The sequence below is a fragment of the Pseudoalteromonas sp. BDTF-M6 genome (assembly GCF_018334135.1).
In the GTDB taxonomy this organism is placed as follows: domain Bacteria; phylum Pseudomonadota; class Gammaproteobacteria; order Enterobacterales; family Alteromonadaceae; genus Pseudoalteromonas.
Window position 1 is genome coordinate 529753 of record NZ_JAGXTQ010000001.1, and the last position, 16635, is coordinate 546387.

Genomic DNA, 16635 nt, shown 5'->3' on the forward strand with positions numbered 1-16635 from the left:
GATACTATAACATTATAAAATAACGCAGCACAATAATGTTATAGTATAACTTAATTAAAAAATGATTTAGCGAGATTACACTATAATTAATGCTATTGAATAGCCAGCGTAAGCAGCTTCACCATGAGCGACAGAGGACGGGTATTTAAAGCACATTTTGCGATTGTCGATAATGTCCATCATTGCCAGCTTAACGAGCACTTTACTACCGCCCGCAGAGATGAAGAGCTGCTTGATCACTTCATCCTGCGTTTAATCGGTTTTTGCTTGTTCGCCTATCGTCATGATTTGGTGTTGTGCGAGAGCAAACAAAAGCCGCAAATAGACATTGTCGCCTATGATCTCCATGACGATTATGAACTGGTGATTGAAGTTTTTAATGACAATTGCGATGAATTAACCAAAATTTATAACCGTGCGCAAACCCTGTACGTGATCACCACCATTCCCATTTCAGATGAACTCAATGCCTGGCAAGTAAGCCACGGCAGTGCGGAGATTATTGCTTTGGAGCTGGGTTTTGTGAGTGCGCTTGAAGCGGTACTAGCGCGCTCTTTGCATTGGGACGTGTGTGTCGAGCGTGATCAGCTGAGCATCACCACATCGGACTGCTATGTGAGCTCACAAGTGTTGATCAGCTGGCCTTAGCTGTGCTTAACAGGTGCTTTCTTTGAGTCAGTCGTCGCTGGCAATCACGACATCGCCATCTGGGATACTGCAACACAGGAGGATTTCGCCGTCGCGAACAAAGGCCAATGGCTCGTGACTATATTGCACTGCGCCTTGCTTTAAGGTTGCCCGACAGGCACCACAAAAGCCCTCGCGGCATTGATAGGCAGGGGTTTCACCTTGGCGCTCCAAGCTGTGCAAGATAGATGGGCTATCCGGGCTATGGCTGAGCGTTTTGCCGTTAAAGGTAATGTTAGAGGCGATTGTTTTGCACACGGGTTTATAGATATGAGAAAAATGGGCTCGTAATGAGCCCAGATGTGTTTACAGGTCGAAATCGCCAAAGTCGTTGGCATCAACCTCGGAATCAATTTGACCGACCAGGTAAGAGCTGATCTCGGCCTCCTGGGGTGCGACCTGAACGTTATCAGACACCAACCAAGAGTTGATCCACGGAATAGGGTTACTCTGAGTGGCAAATTTTGCCGGTAAGCCCACCGCGCTCATGCGCACATTGGTGATGTATTCCACATATTGGCAAAGAATGTCTTTGTTAAGACCTATCATTGAGCCATCCTTAAACAGGTATTCGGCCCACTCTTTTTCTTGTTCAGCGGCGTCAACAAACATTTGAATGGCTTGCTCACGACACTCGGCAGCGACTTCAGCCATTTGCGGATCGTCCTTGCCTTCTTGCATGATATTAAGAATATGCTGTGTGCCGGACAGGTGCAGAGCTTCGTCACGGGCGATCAGCTTGATGATCTTCGCATTGCCTTCCATCAACTCGCGCTCGGCAAAGGCAAAGGAGCATGCAAATGACACATAAAAGCGGATAGCTTCAAGGATATTCACCGACATCATGGCCAGGTACAAACGCTTTTTAAGCTCGTACAAGGACACATCAACGACTTCACCATTAACCGTGTGATGGCCTTCGCCGTACAGGTTATAAAGTGAGGTTAGGTGGATCAGGTCGTCATAATAACGAGTTACTTCTTCGGCGCGCTCATTGATTTTATCATTGGTCACTATGTCGTCGAAAATTACTTCCGGAGACTGGGTGACGTTGCGAATAATGTGGGTGTATGAGCGGCTGTGGATCGTTTCACTAAAAGCCCAGGTTTCAATCCAGGTTTCAAGCTCAGGTAGAGAAACGATGGGCAGCAGGGCCACATTCGGTGAGCGGCCTTGGACGCTGTCGAGCAGGGTCTGATACTTCAGGTTGCTTAAGAAGATATGACGCTCATGCTCGGGCAGAGACTGAAAGTCAACGCGGTCTTTGCTGACATCTACTTCTTCTGGACGCCAAAAGAAAGACAGTTGTTTTTCGATCAGCTTTTCGAAAATAGGGTACTTTTGCTGGTCATAGCGCGATACGTTCACCGTTTGTCCAAAGAACATAGGTTCTTTCAATTGGTCATTACGATTACGGCTAAAGGTGGAGTATGACATATTCGTGGGATCTCAAATCAGGGTCGAACAACAAAGCGAAGCGGCTAAAAAGCCGCTCGCTTAATTATTATATCTTACAAGCGCCGCCTTCACAGCCATCATCGGCCTGTGGCTTAAACTCATCTTGGGCGTCTGCTGCGCCATCACGGGTATTGTGATAGTACAGGGTCTTAACACCCAGTTTGTAGGCGGTGAGTAGATCTTTGAGCAAGAGCTTCATCGGCACCTTGCCGCCATCGAACTTGTTCGGATCATAATTGGTGTTGGCCGAAATAGTCTGGTCAACGAATTTTTGCATAATGCCCACTAGTTGTAGGTAGCCATCGTTCGATGGAATGTCCCACAGCAACTCGTATTGATCTTTTAGACGCTCATACTCTGGCACAACTTGCTTAAGGATACCGTCTTTAGACGCCTTAACGCTAATATGACCGCGCGGAGGCTCAATTCCGTTAGTCGCGTTGGAAATTTGCGACGAGGTTTCCGATGGCATCAGCGCCGACAGAGTCGAGTTACGCATGCCATAGGCTTGGACGCTTTCGCGCAGGCCATCCCAATCCAGGTGCAGTGGCTCATCACAGACGCTATCGAGATCCTTCTTATAGGTATCGATAGGCATAATGCCCTGTGAATAGGTGGTTTCGTTAAATTTAGGACACGCGCCTTTTTCTTTAGCCAGCTCGTTTGATGCTTTCATCAGATAATACTGAATCGCTTCAAAGGTTTTATGCGTTAGGCCATTGGCGCTGCCATCCGAATAACGCTTACCATTTTTAGCCAGGTAATAAGCGAAGTTAATTACGCCTACACCCAGGGTACGACGACCCATGGTGGCATTGTATGCGGCCGGCACAGGGTACTCTTGGTAATCCAACAGGTTATCAAGGGCACGTACCGCCAGCTCGGCAAGCTCTTCCAGCTCATCCAGTGACTCAATGGCACCTAAGTTGAAGGCTGACAAGGTACACAGGGCGATTTCACCGCTGTCGTCGTTCACATCGTTCAGTGGCTTAGTTGGCAAGGCGATCTCTAGGCACAGGTTAGACTGGCGAATAGGTGCAACCTTGGCATCAAATGGGCTATGGGTATTACAGTGGTCAACGTTTTGCAGGTAAATACGACCCGTGCTGGCACGCTCTTGCAAGAACATAGAGAACAATTCAACGGCCTTAATGCGCTTCTTACGAATTGACTCGTCCTGTTCGTATTTCACATAAAGCTGCTCGAACAAGTCTTGGTCTTCGAAGAAAGCATCGTAAAGACCAGGCACATCCGATGGGCTGAATAAGGTAATGAAACCGTCTTTGATCAAGCGGGTATACATCAGCTTGTTAAATTGCACACCGTAATCCAGGTGGCGAACACGGTTGTCTTCAACACCACGGTTATTCTTAAGAACCAGCAGGTTTTCAACCTCTAGGTGCCATAGCGGATAGAACAGGGTAGCGGCACCACCACGTACGCCGCCTTGCGAACAGCTTTTAACCGCGGTTTGGAAGTGCTTATAAAAAGGCACACAACCTGTGTGATACGCTTCACCGTTACGAATTGGGCTACCTAGGGCGCGAATGCGACCGGCGTTGATACCGATGCCTGCGCGTTGAGAGACGTATTTTACAATCGCCGATGACGTAGCGTTGATAGAGTCTAGACTATCGGCACACTCGATCAGTACACACGAGCTAAATTGACGCGTAGGTGTACGAACACCCGACATAATAGGTGTGGGTAGCGAGATCTTAAATTGAGAAACCGCATCGTAAAAACGCTTCACATAATCAAGACGCGTTTCTTTTGGGTAATCCGAGAATAGGCTGGCCGCAACCAACATATATAGGAACTGGGCGCTCTCATAAATATCGCCGGTAACGCGGTTTTGTACCAGATACTTACCTTCTAGCTGCTTAACGGCGGCATAGCTGAAGTTTAAATCGCGGCTATGGTCAATAAACTGATCCATTTGCTCAAATTCAGACTGAGTGTAGTCGGTAACTAAATGCTGGTCATAACGCTTATCTTCAACGAGCTTAACAACATGATCATACAGTTTAGGTGGCTCAAAACGGCCATAGGCTTTTTTACGCAGGTGGAAAATAGCCAGACGCGCTGCCAAATACTGATAGTCAGGCGTATCTTTTGAGATCAAGTCCGCGGCCGATTTGATAATCGTTTCGTGAATATCTTCGGTGCGAATGCCGTCATAGAATTGAATATGGGACTTAAGTTCTACCTGAGATACAGATACATTATTGAGCCCTTCTGCGGCCCAAGTAATGACACGATGAATTTTATCTAAATCCAACGCTTCCTTACGTCCATCGCGTTTGCTAACAGATAACTGTTGAGTCATAGTTATTGCCCGTAATTATAATTAATTGTATTAGCGCACAGCTGCTAAAGATGTCTTTAATCAGCTACAGCAGGCGATGTATTTACTACGTCTAAGCATACCTTTGCTTTGCGCCATCGCCCACGGCCACCAAGCATTTATAGCTGTGTAAGATTTAAACACTAGATATGGTGTTTTCATCTCTGTGATTCACAAGATAGTGGGGTCTGCGTGTATTTGCAAGAGGCGCAAACTGTGACAATCTGTGGATAAGTTGCCGCAGTTAGTAACCGTTAACCTTCAAACATTTTTAATGCTGTCGGTCGGCGAAAATCAACGTCAAAAAACACAAATTTAATGATTTTTTTCTAGTCTAACCGACTGGGTTTTTTATCATCAAGTCGACCATCTTTTCATCACGCGATTAGCACAAGCGCACTATATCTGGTGTTTAAAAAATAACAAACCACCAGATATAGTGTATGCGCTCATTTGAAAAACACAAACCGGATTGGCTACGCTTTGTTTACGCTAGCTTTTCAAAGTGCAAAAGGTAGTTAACGTCCAAGTCCTGGCCTAGGGTGTATTGCTTGCTCAGCGGGTTGTAACTGAGTCCTGCGCTGTGACGCACTTTCAATCCGGCTTGCTCGGCCCACTGGATAAGTTGTGATGGACGGATGAATTTCTTATGGTCGTGTGTCCCCTCAGGTACCAGCTTAAGCAACTTCTCGGCGCCAACAATGGCGAACAAATAGGCCTTGGCCGTTTTATTTAAGGTAGAGAAGTAAACCTGGGCACCGGGTTTTGCCAGAGCGGCGGCACTGGCGATCACCGATTGCGGATCCGGCACATGCTCAAGCATTTCCATACAGGTCACCACATCGAAGCGCTCGGCATGCTCGACGGCATATTGCTCGGCGGTAATTTGTTGGTAGTCGACTTTAATGCCCGACTCGAGACTATGAAGCTTGGCGACATTAAGAGGTTCGCGACCCATATCGATACCCGTGACCTTAGCGCCAAGCTTGGCCATGCTTTCCGCTAAAATGCCACCGCCACAGCCTATATCCAAGGTTTCTTTATCGGCTAAGCCATTGGCATGTTGGGCGATAAAATCCAGGCGCAGGGGGTTGATTTCGTGTAAGGGCTTAAACTCACCATCGAGATCCCACCAGCGCTGTGCGATGGCTTCAAATTTGGCAATTTCATCCGTATCTACATTTTGATGTTCGGTCATAAAAAACTTCCTCGTTTGTCTGAGGCCATTATACGGGGGGATTTTGTGAAATCGCAAAGATTTAGCGCCTGTAAAAATAAAAATTATGTGATAGCATGGTCTGAGATAATAACGACAATGGGGCAGGTGATACGTTCGGCCAAGCCCGTACAAATTGCACCCTGTCGCAAATAAGAAGGAAAGTGATATCAATGACTGATCTCGCCAATGAAGTCCTTCCGGTTAATATTGAAGATGAGTTAAAAAACTCCTACCTGGATTACGCCATGAGTGTAATCGTAGGACGTGCGCTTCCCGACGTTCGTGACGGCTTAAAGCCGGTGCACCGTCGTGTATTGTTCGCCATGAATGAACTCCGCAATGACTGGAACAAACCGTATAAAAAGTCTGCCCGTGTAGTGGGCGACGTCATCGGTAAATACCACCCGCACGGCGACAGTGCCGTATACGACACCATAGTACGTATGGCGCAACCGTTTTCACTGCGTTATATGCTGGTCGATGGCCAAGGTAACTTTGGTTCCGTGGATGGCGACTCGGCGGCGGCGATGCGTTACACCGAAGTGCGCATGGCAAAACTTTCCCAAGAGTTATTAGCCGACTTAGAAAAAGAAACCGTTGATTACGTGCCTAACTATGACGGCACCGAGCAGATCCCGGATGTATTACCGACCAAGGTGCCTAACCTGCTGGTCAATGGTTCATCGGGTATCGCCGTAGGTATGGCGACCAATATCCCGCCACATAACCTCACTGAGGTGATCAACGGCTGTTTAGCGTTAATCAAAGAGCCGCAAACCACCATTGATGAATTGATGGAATACATTCCAGGCCCGGATTTCCCGACCGCCGCTATTATCAATGGCAAAAAAGGCATCGAACAGGCTTATAAAACAGGCCGTGGCAAGATTTACATTCGCGCCCGCGCGGAAGTGGAAGTGGATGAGAAAACCGGTCGTGAGACCATTATCGTTCATGAAATTCCATATCAGGTGAACAAGGCCCGTCTTATCGAGAAAATCGCCGAGCTGGTGAAAGATAAGAAAATAGAAGGCATCAGTGCACTGCGCGATGAGTCCGATAAAGACGGTATGCGCATCGTTATTGAAATTAAACGCGGTGAAGTGGGTGAGGTAGTACTGAACAATCTGTACGCCCAAACTCAGATGCAAACCGTGTTTGGGATCAATATGGTGGCCCTGGACGGTAACCAGCCGAAGTGCTTTAACATCAAGGAAATGCTTGAAGCCTTTATCCTTCACCGTCGTGAAGTGGTGACCCGTCGTACCGTATTCGATTTACGTAAGGCCCGAGAACGTGCCCACACCCTAGAAGGTTTGGCAATAGCGCTTGCTAATATCGACCCGATCATCGAACTTATTCGTAAGTCGCCCACACCGGCAGAAGCCAAGCAAGCCCTTGTCGCTCGCCCGTGGGAGCTAGGCAATGTTAAAGCTATGCTGGAAAAAGCAGGTGATAACGCTGCACGTCCAGATTGGTTGGCGGATGATTTAGGTATTCGCGACGGCCAGTACTATCTGTCCGAGCAGCAGGCTCAGGCCATCCTTGAGTTACGTCTACATAAGCTAACCGGTCTGGAGCACGAGAAGATCCTTGATGAGTATCAAGAGCTACTCGAGCTAATCGCAGAGCTATTGCATATTCTAGGCTCGCCAGAGCGTTTGATGGAAGTGATCCGCGATGAATTGGTTACCATCAAGGAAACCTATGGCGATGAGCGCCGCACCGAAATCAGTGCCGCAGCCCACGATATCAGTCTCGAAGATTTGATCACCGAAGAAAACGTTGTTGTCACCCTGTCTCACGAAGGCTATGTGAAGTATCAGCCACTGAGTGACTACGAGGCACAGCGCCGTGGTGGTAAGGGTAAATCTGCCACCAAGATGAAAGACGAAGACTTTATCGAACGTCTACTGGTTGCTAATACCCATGACACCATCTTGTGCTTCTCGACCGCCGGTCGTTTGTATTGGTTGAAGGTCTATCAATTGCCGTTGGCTAGCCGCGCTGCTCGTGGTAAGCCTATCGTCAACCTGTTGCCGCTGGAAGCCGATGAGCGTATCACCGCTATTTTGCCGGTGCGCGAATACGAAGAAGACAAGTATGTCTTTATGGCCACCGCCTTCGGTACCGTGAAGAAAACGCCATTAACCGCTTATAGCCGTCAGCGTGCCAGCGGTATTATTGCCGTGAACCTTAACGAGGGCGACAGCCTGATCGGTGTGGATATCACCGATGGCAGCAATGAGATCATGCTGTTCACCGACGCCGGTAAGGTTGTACGCTTTAAAGAAGCGGAAGAATCAGCGGTCGTTGACGAAAACGGCAACCCGGTTCTTGACGAAGAAGGCAACCCGGAAATCAAGTTCAAGGGTGTGCGTCCTATGGGTCGTACCGCCACCGGTGTACGCGGCATTAAGATGGCCGACGACCAGCGCGTGGTGTCACTCATAGTGCCTAAGTCCGAGGGTGCTATCTTAACCGTAACCGAAAACGGCTATGGTAAGCGCACCGCTTTAGAGGATTACCCATCTAAGAGTCGTGCGACTCAGGGTGTGGTGTCTATCAAGGTGAGCGAGCGCAATGGCGCCGTGGTCGGTGCCGTTCAGGTGGATGACAACGACGAGATCATGATTATCTCGAATCGCGGCACCCTAGTGCGAACCCGTGTGAACGAAGTCTCTACCGTGGGCCGAAATACCCAAGGGGTTATTTTGATCCGTACGGTTGACGGCGAGCAGGTGGTTGGTTTACAACGTATCGAAGAAATCGATGAAGATGAACTGGCCACGCTGGAACACGACGAAGCCGTGATTCAGGAGGAAGCTCCTGGCGATGAGGCCGAGCAGAGCCCTGAACAAGACTCTGAGTAATCTATAAAAGCGGCTTCGGCCGCTTTTTTTATCCCTGTATAAAATATTTTCAAGTTACATCGTCTGCACAATGGGTATTGTGTGGGTACGCGAAGTGGAATGAGGAAGAAGTAATGAGCGTATATAATTTCTGTGCCGGTCCTGCCATGTTACCTCCGGCTGTGATGCAAAAAGCACAACAAGAATTTTTAGATTGGCAAGGGCTTGGCGTGTCGGTCATGGAAGTCAGTCACCGTGCCGAACCTTTTTTGACCATGGCACAGCAATGTGAAGCACGTTTACGTCGCCTGATGAATATCAGCGATGAATTTGCCGTACTTTTTATGCACGGTGGTGGTCGCGGCCAGTTTGCCGCGGTACCCATGAATCTGCATCTTGATGACGCACCGGCCGTGTATATCAACACGGGTATCTGGTCCGACGGAGCCGCCAAAGAAGCGAAAAAATACACAGATGTGGTTGAAATCAATGTCCGTGATGATAAAGACGGCCAGTTTGGTGTGCTTCCCGTATCGAAGTGGCCTCTACCTGAAAAAGCAAGCTATATCCATTATTGTCCTAATGAAACGATTGATGGCGTTGAATTATTCGACGTCCCAAGTCACCCGACGGCACCTATTGTTGCCGATATGTCCTCGATGATCTTATCGCGCGATATCGATGTGAATCAGTTCGATGTTATTTACGCTGGCGCCCAGAAAAACATAGGCCCATCGGGTCTGGCCATTGTCATAGTACGCAAAACCTTGCTCGCGCGTGAAGGTGTGCCGCGTCCGGGAATTCTCGATTACGCGGTTGAGGCCGAGCAGGGCAGCATGTACAACACGCCACCGACGTTTGCTTGGTATCTGGCCGATGTGGTCTTTAAGTGGCTTGAAGAGCAAGGCGGCGTGCCGGCCATGCAGCGTCATAACAAAAATAAGGCGGCGATTTTATACGATTACATCGATGCGTCCGATTTCTACAGCAACAAGGTTGAGAAAGACTGCCGCTCATTGATGAATGTGCCATTTTGGTTGAACGATGAGAGCCTTAATGATCGTTTCCTGGCTCTATCACAACAGGCTGGCTTACTGGCATTGGAAGGACACCGTTTTGTCGGCGGTATGCGTGCCAGTATTTACAATGCCATGCCGGTCGCGGGTATCGAGGCCTTGGTCACCTTTATGGAGCAGTTCGCCCAGGAGCACAGTTGATGGAATCATTACGCTTAGAGCCCATTAACAAGGTGCAAGGCGAAGTGGTGCTACCGGGCTCGAAGAGCTTGTCTAATCGTATTCTTTTGTTAGCCGCCCTATGCCGCGGTACAACCAAGGTAACGAACCTGCTCGATAGCGATGATATTCGTCATATGCTAGGAGCGCTCGCCTCTATGGGGGTGGATGTTGAGCTCAGTGAAGACAAGACTCAGGCCCTGGTCCACGGCCAGGGCGGTACGCTGAATACACCGAAAGAACCCTTGTTTTTAGGTAATGCAGGCACAGCCTACAGACCCTTAACGGCAGTGCTGGCGGCAACGCAGGGTCAATTTGAGCTTGGTGGTGAGCCGCGTATGGAAGAGCGCCCAATTGGCCACCTAGTTGATGCGTTACGTGCCTTAGGGGCGGAGGTTGAGTATCTGAAAACGCAGGATTACCCGCCGTTGGCAATTAAAGGCCAAGCGTTGGCCGGTGGCGAGGTGAGCATAGATGGCAGTATTTCAAGTCAGTTCTTAACCGCGTTATTAATGGCCGCGCCACTGTTCAGTGGTGATACCAATATCACTATTAAGGGTGAGCTGGTATCTAAACCTTACATCGATATCACCTTAGGTGTAATGCGCAAATTCGGCGTCGAGGTTAGCAATAACCAGTATCAGAGTTTTCACGTTAAGGGTGGCCAGCAGTATGTGTCTCCCGGTGAAATCATGGTGGAAGGAGACGCGTCGTCGGCCTCCTACTTTATCGCTGCTGCCGCTATCAATGGTGGCGAGATCACCATTCATGGTGTGGGCAAGGCGTCGGTGCAAGGTGACATTGGTTTTGCCGAAGTGATGGAGCAGGTCGGTGCCGACATCGATTGGTATGATGATAAGCTGGTGGTACGCAAGGGGCAGCTCAAGGGTGTGGATATCGATGCCAATGCCATTCCCGATGCCGCCATGACGCTTGCCACGGTGGCACTGTTTGCCAAGGGTAAAACCGCCATTCGCAATATTTATAATTGGCGGGTTAAAGAAACCGATCGCTTGTATGCCATGGCAACGGAATTGAAAAAGCTTGGAGCCGACGTGGTGGAGGGGCATGATTATATCGAGATCACGCCATCGGCCCATTTACAGGATGTGGCCATCGATACCTATAACGATCACCGCATTGCCATGTGTTTTTCCATGGTGGCGGTCGGGGGCTGGCCGGTCACTATCAATGACCCAGGCTGTACGGCAAAGACCTTTCCTACCTACTTTGATACCTTAGCCAGCGTCAGTCACGGCTAATATTTATGCCCGCCTACAGCCTATGCTAGGCGGGCATTTCCATTCATACAATTATTGAACTGTTACAAAACAATCGTAAAATTCTGACCTAATAACGCGAATTTACAAAAAAGTTCACGTATAATACGGCGGTTTTGAAATGTTTGCTGTGCATGCAGGAGGTTTAAATGCAGGCATCTATGCCGGTGATCACCATTGACGGGCCCAGTGGGTCGGGCAAAGGTACAGTGTGTCGTTTACTCGCGCAAAAGTTGGGCTGGGACGTGCTCGACAGTGGCGCGATTTATCGTGTTTTGGCGCTCGCAGCGCTGCATCACCAGATCGCACTCGACAATGAAGAAGCCTTAGTCCCGCTTGCAGCAAATTTAGATGTGCAATTTAGCTTCGATGCTGAAAATGAAAGCAGCAAGATTGTCCTCGAGGGCGAGGAAGTGACCCATGGTATTCGTAATGAAGAAGTGGGCGCAGCAGCATCAAAAGTGGCCGCCTTGCCTCGGGTACGTGAGGCCTTATTGCGTCGCCAACGCGCCTTTCGCGGTGAGGCAGGGTTGATTGCCGATGGTCGCGATATGGGCACCGTGGTGTTTCCCGATGCCAACGTGAAAATCTTCCTGACCGCCAGCGCCGAAGAGCGCGCCGAGCGACGCTTTAAAGAGTTGAAGGCCAAGGGTCTGGATGTTACACTAAGTGGTCTACTTGTAGACATTCAAGCTCGTGACGAGCGCGACATGAATCGTGCCGTAGCACCGCTTGTCCCAGCTGAGGACGCGGTCAGCTTAGATACCACTGAGCTCAATGCCGAGCAAGTGTTTGCCAAAGTGATGTCGATTCTCGACGATGCCGTTGTTAACGGTAAATTGGCAAACCTAAGTAAGTAAAAATTCCTACGCATGAGCAGGACGCCCGTGCTTAATTAATAACCCCGCTGAGCAGTGACGCGACGTGGAGATTTAAACTTATAGAGACGTATTAAGTATGTCAGAAAATTTTGCGCAGTTATTTGAAGAAAGCCTACAGGGTTTTGAAGCTCAACAGGGCTCAATCGTAAAAGGCACCGTAATCGCTATCGAGAACAACATCGTTCTTGTAGACGCTGGCCTTAAGTCAGAAAGTGCTATCCCTGCAGAGCAGTTCAAAAATACTGCTGGTGAACTAGAAGTTGCTGTTGGTGACGAAGTAGATGTTGCTCTAGATGCAATCGAAGACGGTTTCGGTGAAACTATCCTTTCTCGTGAGAAAGCGAAGCGTCACGAAGCGTGGATCCGTCTTGAGAAAGCATGTGAAGAAAACGAAACTGTTACTGGTGTTATCAACGGTAAGGTTAAAGGTGGTTTCACTGTTGAAGTTGATTCTATCCGTGCCTTCCTACCTGGTTCACTTGTTGACGTTCGTCCAGTACGTGACACAACTCACCTTGAAGGTAAAGAGCTTGAGTTCAAAGTAATCAAGCTTGACCAGAAGCGTAACAACGTTGTTGTTTCTCGCCGTGCAGTTATCGAATCTGAAAACTCACAAGAGCGTGAAGAACTTCTTCAAAACCTTGTTGAAGGTCAAGAAGTTAAAGGTATCGTTAAGAACCTTACAGACTACGGTGCGTTCGTTGACCTAGGTGGTGTTGACGGTCTACTACACATCACTGACATGGCGTGGAAGCGTGTTAAGCACCCTTCAGAAATCGTAAATGTTGGCGACGAAATCAACGTTAAAGTTCTTAAGTTCGACAAAGAGAAGACACGTGTTTCTCTAGGTCTTAAGCAGCTTGGCGAAGATCCATGGCAAGAAATTGCTAACCGTTACCCAGAAGGCGCTAAGCTATCTGGTCGTGTAACTAACCTAACTGACTACGGTTGTTTCGTTGAAATCGAAGAAGGCGTAGAAGGTCTAGTACACGTTTCTGAGATGGATTGGACTAACAAAAACATCCACCCATCTAAAGTTGTTTCACTAGGTGACAACGTAGAAGTAATGGTTTTAGAAATCGACGAAGAGCGTCGTCGTATTTCTCTAGGTCTTAAGCAATGTAAAGCTAACCCTTGGCAAGAATTTGCTCGTCTACAAAACAAAGGCGACCAAGTTACTGGTAAGATCAAGTCAATCACTGACTTCGGTATCTTCATCGGCCTTGACGGTGGCATCGACGGTCTTGTACACCTTTCAGACATCTCTTGGAACACTCCAGGCGAAGAAGCTGTACGTGAGTACAAGAAAGGCGACGAAATCACTGCTATCGTACTTCAGGTTGACCCAGAGCGTGAGCGTATCTCTCTAGGCGTGAAGCAAATCGAAGCTGATCCTTTCAATAACTACCTGGACGCAAACAAAAAAGGTGCTATTGTTAAAGGTAAAGTGACTGCTGTTGACGCGAAAGGCGCAACTGTTGAGCTTGCTGAAGGCGTTGAAGGTTACATCCGTGTAGCTGACATCGCTCAAGAACGTGTTGAAGATGCAACTGCCGTTGTTTCTGAAGGCGACGAGATCGAAGCTAAGTTCGTTGGCGTAGATCGTAAGAACCGCGCTATCAGCTTGTCTGTTAAAGCGATCTTCGAAGCTGAAGAAAAAGAAGCATTAGAGAAATTGAAGGCAGACGAGCCTCAGTTCGAAAATGCTATGGCTGCTGCATTCAAAAATGCACAGAAAGACTAAGAGTTAGTCTAGTCTTAGGAAGGGCGCAAGCCCTTCCTTTGTAAGCCCCCTAAGGAAACATTATGACCAAGTCAGAATTAATAGAACAACTTGCACAAAGCCACTCTCATATCCAAGCCCGCGATGTCGAGAATGCCGTTAAAGAAATTCTAGAACAAATGGCCGGTTCATTGTCTGAAGCAGAACGAATTGAGATTCGTGGTTTTGGTAGTTTCTCTCTACACTTCCGTGCTCCGCGCACAGGTCGTAACCCAAAAACTGGGGAAACCGTCGAACTAGACGGCAAGTACGTACCGCACTTTAAACCGGGCAAGGAATTACGCGACCGCGTTAACGCCAGTATTTAATCATCACGGATGGAGTAACCGCTGAGTGAAGGTTGTAAAGTTCATTCTGTTTGTACTGTGTATTTTCATCGCCTTCGTATTAGGTTCGCAAAATCCACAGCTAGTCCAGGTTAATTACCTTATTGCCAGCGCCACCATGCCATTAGCCGCGCTAATGAGCTTTTGTTTTATTGTTGGATTATTCTTCGGCTGTTTCGTCAGCTTCCGCCTATTTTCCAAGTTAAAGTGGCAAAACTATCGGTTGCAAAAGCGTAACGAGCAACTTTCCCGTAACGCCCAAGAGCAACGTCAAAGTACCGCTCTGGCGCCTATAAAAGATAACTAGTTATGCTTGAGCTGTTGTTTTTACTCCTGCCCGTTGCCGCCGGTTACGGCTGGATCATGGGTAAAAACAGTGCCAAAAATCAAGCTCATCAACACAGCCGCAAAATTACCGCAGAATACAGTAAAGGCCTGAAATTCCTGCTCGACAGGGAAGACGATCAGGGTCTTGAACACCTTATTCAACTTCTCGAAGTATCCGCCGACTCGGTGGAACACTATTTAACCTTGGCGACTTTATTTCGCCGCCGTGGCGAGCTCGACCGCGCCATTAAAATTCACGAATTGCTACTGGAACACCCCAACCTCAACGACGATCAGCTGACGACCTGTCGCCTGGAGTTAGCGCAGGATTATATCCTGGCCGGGTTGTTGGACAGTGCCGAAGAGCATCTGCTCATTTTAATTAAGCAAAAACGCCCACAAGCGTTAGAGCCGCTGATCACCCTGTACTCGCAAACCCGCGAATGGCATAAGGGGATTGCCTTACATCAGCGGTATGCCCATTTATTTACTCAGCGCCAGCAAAAAATTGCCATTGCTAATTTTTATTGTGAAGCGGGCGCGGCGGATAATGCCCCGGAACTCATGTCCCAGGCATTGGGAGTGGGGGAGCCAAGCGTACGTCCTTTATATGAGCTAGGGCAGCTGGCCTTTCAGCGGGAGGACTACGTACAGGCCATTCACTACTGGCGTGATTTGATCTGCCAATTTACCTATTGCTCGCCCTTAGTGCTCGAGCGTTTAAGCAGCAGCTATCGTCATTTGCATTTAGAGCATCAGTTTGAACATCTATTGGCGGAGTTGGTCGACAAGGGCGGTATTGGTTTAAAGATCCACTATTGCCAGCATTTGGTCAAAGCAGGGCAGCGCAAGCAAGCGGTTGAGTTCATTACCAAGAGTTTAAAGAAACAACCCAATATTCGTGGCTTTCGTTTTTTGCTACAATTACTGGCCGGGCAAAACGCGCAACTAGACGAAGCGCTAAATCCCATAGATAAACTTATTCAATCATATATAGATACCAAAGCAGATTTTCAATGTCAGCATTGCGGCTTTCAAAGTCATAGTCATTATTGGTTGTGTCCGTCTTGCCGCCATTGGGAATCTATGCAACCAAGCCGAGGGCTTGATGGTTTTTAAACAGGAAAAACATGAACGCTGTTGACTCTAAAAAAGTACTTATCGCTTTAGACTACGATGATAAAGCCAAGGCATTGGCATTTGTACAACAACTTTCACCGGATAGCTGTCGCCTCAAGGTCGGCAAAGAAATGTTTACCCATTTTGGTCCGGATTTTGTGAAGCAATTGGTCGAGTTGGGCTTTGATGTATTCCTGGATCTCAAGTTTCACGATATTCCTAACACGGTTGCCAAAGCGGTTAAAGCCGCGGCGGACTTGGGTGTGTGGATGGTAAACGTCCATGCCAGCGGCGGTGTGGAAATGATGCAAAAGGCCAAGGAAATCCTCGTCCCTTATGGTGATAAAGCGCCCTTGTTAATTGCCGTTACTGTGCTGACCAGCATGGATGAAATGCAATTAAAACAATTAGGTATTGAAAAGACACCGCAAGAGCAAGTATTGTATTTAGCGCAATTAACCAAACAGGCCGGCCTTGATGGCGTGGTGTGTTCGGCACAAGAAGCATACGAACTAAAACAACAATTGGGCGCCGATTTTAAACTAGTTACTCCCGGCATTCGACCGGCGGGCAGTGATGCGGGTGACCAAAAACGCATTATGACGCCGAAGCAGGCGATCGAAAGCGGCAGCGATTATCTGGTCATTGGCCGCCCGATCACTCAAGCCGATGATCCGGTTGCGGTGCTTAAGGCCATCAATGAGAGTCTAGGAGACTAAGGTGAAATATTTAGTGCTGATCGTTGCACTCGCTGCAGCGGGTTATTACTACCTTGAGCGCACCAGGGCGCAAAGTAACGCCGAGGCGCTGGCTTTCGTCATCGCTGAGTCCAAGCGACAGGGTGAGGTTGATCTGTTTGATCTAAAAGCGGCACTGACTAAACATGTTTATGCTATTTGTGACAACAATTCCACCATGTTACTGGAGACGGATCGTACCGTAGGGGATTGTGAAGACCTTCATGACAATAAGCATATGCAATGTGATGAAGCTGTTTTTCGTCTGGCGCCGTTAACCATTACCGATAGCGATGAGCTTATCGACTATGCAAAGCGCTACGTACGCTGCGCTTTGCCATATGAAGATCTAATCTATCAGCCAATAAAATAATAAAAAACGCG

Annotated in this window: 15 protein-coding genes; 11 read left to right on the forward strand and 4 right to left on the reverse strand. The window is 48.3% G+C overall.

The window, feature by feature from the left end:
• Positions 1–123 precede the first annotated feature (123 nt).
• Positions 124–648 carry a YaeQ family protein gene (locus tag KD147_RS02355; RefSeq protein WP_212546750.1) on the forward strand — a complete coding sequence of 175 codons (525 nt, stop codon included), beginning with the start codon at positions 124–126 and terminating at the stop codon, positions 646–648.
• Positions 649–675: 27 nt separating this feature from the next.
• Here the strand turns inward: KD147_RS02355 and yfaE are convergent, their stop codons facing one another.
• The 4 genes from yfaE to ubiG form a co-directional block, all read right to left on the reverse strand.
• Positions 676–933, reverse strand: a complete 258-nt coding sequence (gene yfaE, locus KD147_RS02360; protein WP_158678865.1) for a class I ribonucleotide reductase maintenance protein YfaE — start codon at positions 931–933, stop codon at positions 676–678.
• A gap of 60 nt (positions 934–993) precedes the next feature.
• Positions 994–2124, reverse strand: coding sequence for a class Ia ribonucleoside-diphosphate reductase subunit beta (gene nrdB / locus KD147_RS02365; protein ID WP_105254092.1), 1131 nt, complete (start codon positions 2122–2124; stop codon positions 994–996).
• A gap of 67 nt (positions 2125–2191) precedes the next feature.
• Positions 2192–4474 (reverse strand): class 1a ribonucleoside-diphosphate reductase subunit alpha, encoded by a 2283-nt coding sequence (nrdA, locus tag KD147_RS02370; protein ID WP_212546751.1) that lies wholly within the window; start codon positions 4472–4474, stop codon positions 2192–2194.
• 505 nt (positions 4475–4979) lie between these two features.
• Positions 4980–5690: a bifunctional 2-polyprenyl-6-hydroxyphenol methylase/3-demethylubiquinol 3-O-methyltransferase UbiG gene (ubiG, locus tag KD147_RS02375; RefSeq protein ID WP_212546752.1), complete on the reverse strand. Its 711-nt coding sequence runs from the start codon at positions 5688–5690 to the stop codon at positions 4980–4982.
• A 191-nt stretch (positions 5691–5881) separates the two neighbouring features.
• Between ubiG and gyrA the strand changes: the two genes are divergently transcribed.
• From gyrA to KD147_RS02425, 10 genes are all read left to right on the forward strand, one after another.
• Positions 5882–8584 carry a DNA topoisomerase (ATP-hydrolyzing) subunit A gene (gene gyrA, locus KD147_RS02380; RefSeq protein ID WP_212546753.1) on the forward strand — a complete coding sequence of 901 codons (2703 nt, stop codon included), beginning with the start codon at positions 5882–5884 and terminating at the stop codon, positions 8582–8584.
• Between the two features lie 113 nt (positions 8585–8697).
• A complete protein-coding gene (serC, locus tag KD147_RS02385) occupies positions 8698–9780 on the forward strand; it encodes a 3-phosphoserine/phosphohydroxythreonine transaminase (RefSeq protein WP_212546754.1) in 1083 nt (360 codons plus the stop codon).
• Positions 9780–11060 (forward strand): 3-phosphoshikimate 1-carboxyvinyltransferase, encoded by a 1281-nt coding sequence (aroA, locus tag KD147_RS02390; RefSeq protein ID WP_212546755.1) that lies wholly within the window; start codon positions 9780–9782, stop codon positions 11058–11060. The genes serC and aroA overlap by 1 nt, the downstream gene beginning before the upstream one ends.
• A 167-nt stretch (positions 11061–11227) precedes the next feature.
• Positions 11228–11938: a (d)CMP kinase gene (cmk, locus tag KD147_RS02395; protein WP_105254097.1), complete on the forward strand. Its 711-nt coding sequence runs from the start codon at positions 11228–11230 to the stop codon at positions 11936–11938.
• Positions 11939–12035: 97 nt separating this feature from the next.
• Positions 12036–13703 (forward strand): 30S ribosomal protein S1, encoded by a 1668-nt coding sequence (gene rpsA / locus KD147_RS02400; RefSeq protein ID WP_105254098.1) that lies wholly within the window; start codon positions 12036–12038, stop codon positions 13701–13703.
• Positions 13704–13765: 62 nt separating this feature from the next.
• A complete protein-coding gene (ihfB, locus tag KD147_RS02405) occupies positions 13766–14050 on the forward strand; it encodes an integration host factor subunit beta (protein ID WP_105254099.1) in 285 nt (94 codons plus the stop codon).
• Between the two features lie 25 nt (positions 14051–14075).
• Entirely contained in the window at positions 14076–14375 is a 300-nt protein-coding gene (locus tag KD147_RS02410; protein ID WP_105254100.1) for a lipopolysaccharide assembly protein LapA domain-containing protein, read from the forward strand.
• Positions 14376–14377: 2 nt separating this feature from the next.
• Positions 14378–15514, forward strand: a complete 1137-nt coding sequence (lapB, locus tag KD147_RS02415; RefSeq protein WP_212546756.1) for a lipopolysaccharide assembly protein LapB — start codon at positions 14378–14380, stop codon at positions 15512–15514.
• 11 nt (positions 15515–15525) lie between these two features.
• On the forward strand, positions 15526–16233 hold the full coding sequence (gene pyrF / locus KD147_RS02420) for an orotidine-5'-phosphate decarboxylase (RefSeq protein ID WP_105254102.1): 708 nt from the start codon (positions 15526–15528) through the stop codon (positions 16231–16233).
• Position 16234: 1 nt separating this feature from the next.
• Complete coding sequence (locus KD147_RS02425) at positions 16235–16624, forward strand: hypothetical protein (protein WP_212546757.1); 390 nt, start codon at positions 16235–16237, stop codon at positions 16622–16624.
• The last annotated feature ends 11 nt before the right edge of the window (positions 16625–16635 follow it).

What these genes read in the sequence shown, in the direction of transcription:
- KD147_RS02355 (WP_212546750.1), top strand. Translation starts at nt 124, where the DNA reads ATGAGCGACAGAGGACGGGTATTTAAAGCACATTTTGCGATTGTCGAT.
- pyrF (WP_105254102.1), top strand. Translation starts at nt 15,526, where the DNA reads ATGAACGCTGTTGACTCTAAAAAAGTACTTATCGCTTTAGACTACGAT.
- nrdB (WP_105254092.1), bottom strand. Translation starts at nt 2,124, where the DNA reads ATGTCATACTCCACCTTTAGCCGTAATCGTAATGACCAATTGAAAGAA.
- aroA (WP_212546755.1), top strand. Translation starts at nt 9,780, where the DNA reads ATGGAATCATTACGCTTAGAGCCCATTAACAAGGTGCAAGGCGAAGTG.
- ihfB (WP_105254099.1), top strand. Translation starts at nt 13,766, where the DNA reads ATGACCAAGTCAGAATTAATAGAACAACTTGCACAAAGCCACTCTCAT.
- lapB (WP_212546756.1), top strand. Translation starts at nt 14,378, where the DNA reads ATGCTTGAGCTGTTGTTTTTACTCCTGCCCGTTGCCGCCGGTTACGGC.
- nrdA (WP_212546751.1), bottom strand. Translation starts at nt 4,474, where the DNA reads ATGACTCAACAGTTATCTGTTAGCAAACGCGATGGACGTAAGGAAGCG.
- rpsA (WP_105254098.1), top strand. Translation starts at nt 12,036, where the DNA reads ATGTCAGAAAATTTTGCGCAGTTATTTGAAGAAAGCCTACAGGGTTTT.
- serC (WP_212546754.1), top strand. Translation starts at nt 8,698, where the DNA reads ATGAGCGTATATAATTTCTGTGCCGGTCCTGCCATGTTACCTCCGGCT.
- gyrA (WP_212546753.1), top strand. Translation starts at nt 5,882, where the DNA reads ATGACTGATCTCGCCAATGAAGTCCTTCCGGTTAATATTGAAGATGAG.
- ubiG (WP_212546752.1), bottom strand. Translation starts at nt 5,690, where the DNA reads ATGACCGAACATCAAAATGTAGATACGGATGAAATTGCCAAATTTGAA.
- cmk (WP_105254097.1), top strand. Translation starts at nt 11,228, where the DNA reads ATGCAGGCATCTATGCCGGTGATCACCATTGACGGGCCCAGTGGGTCG.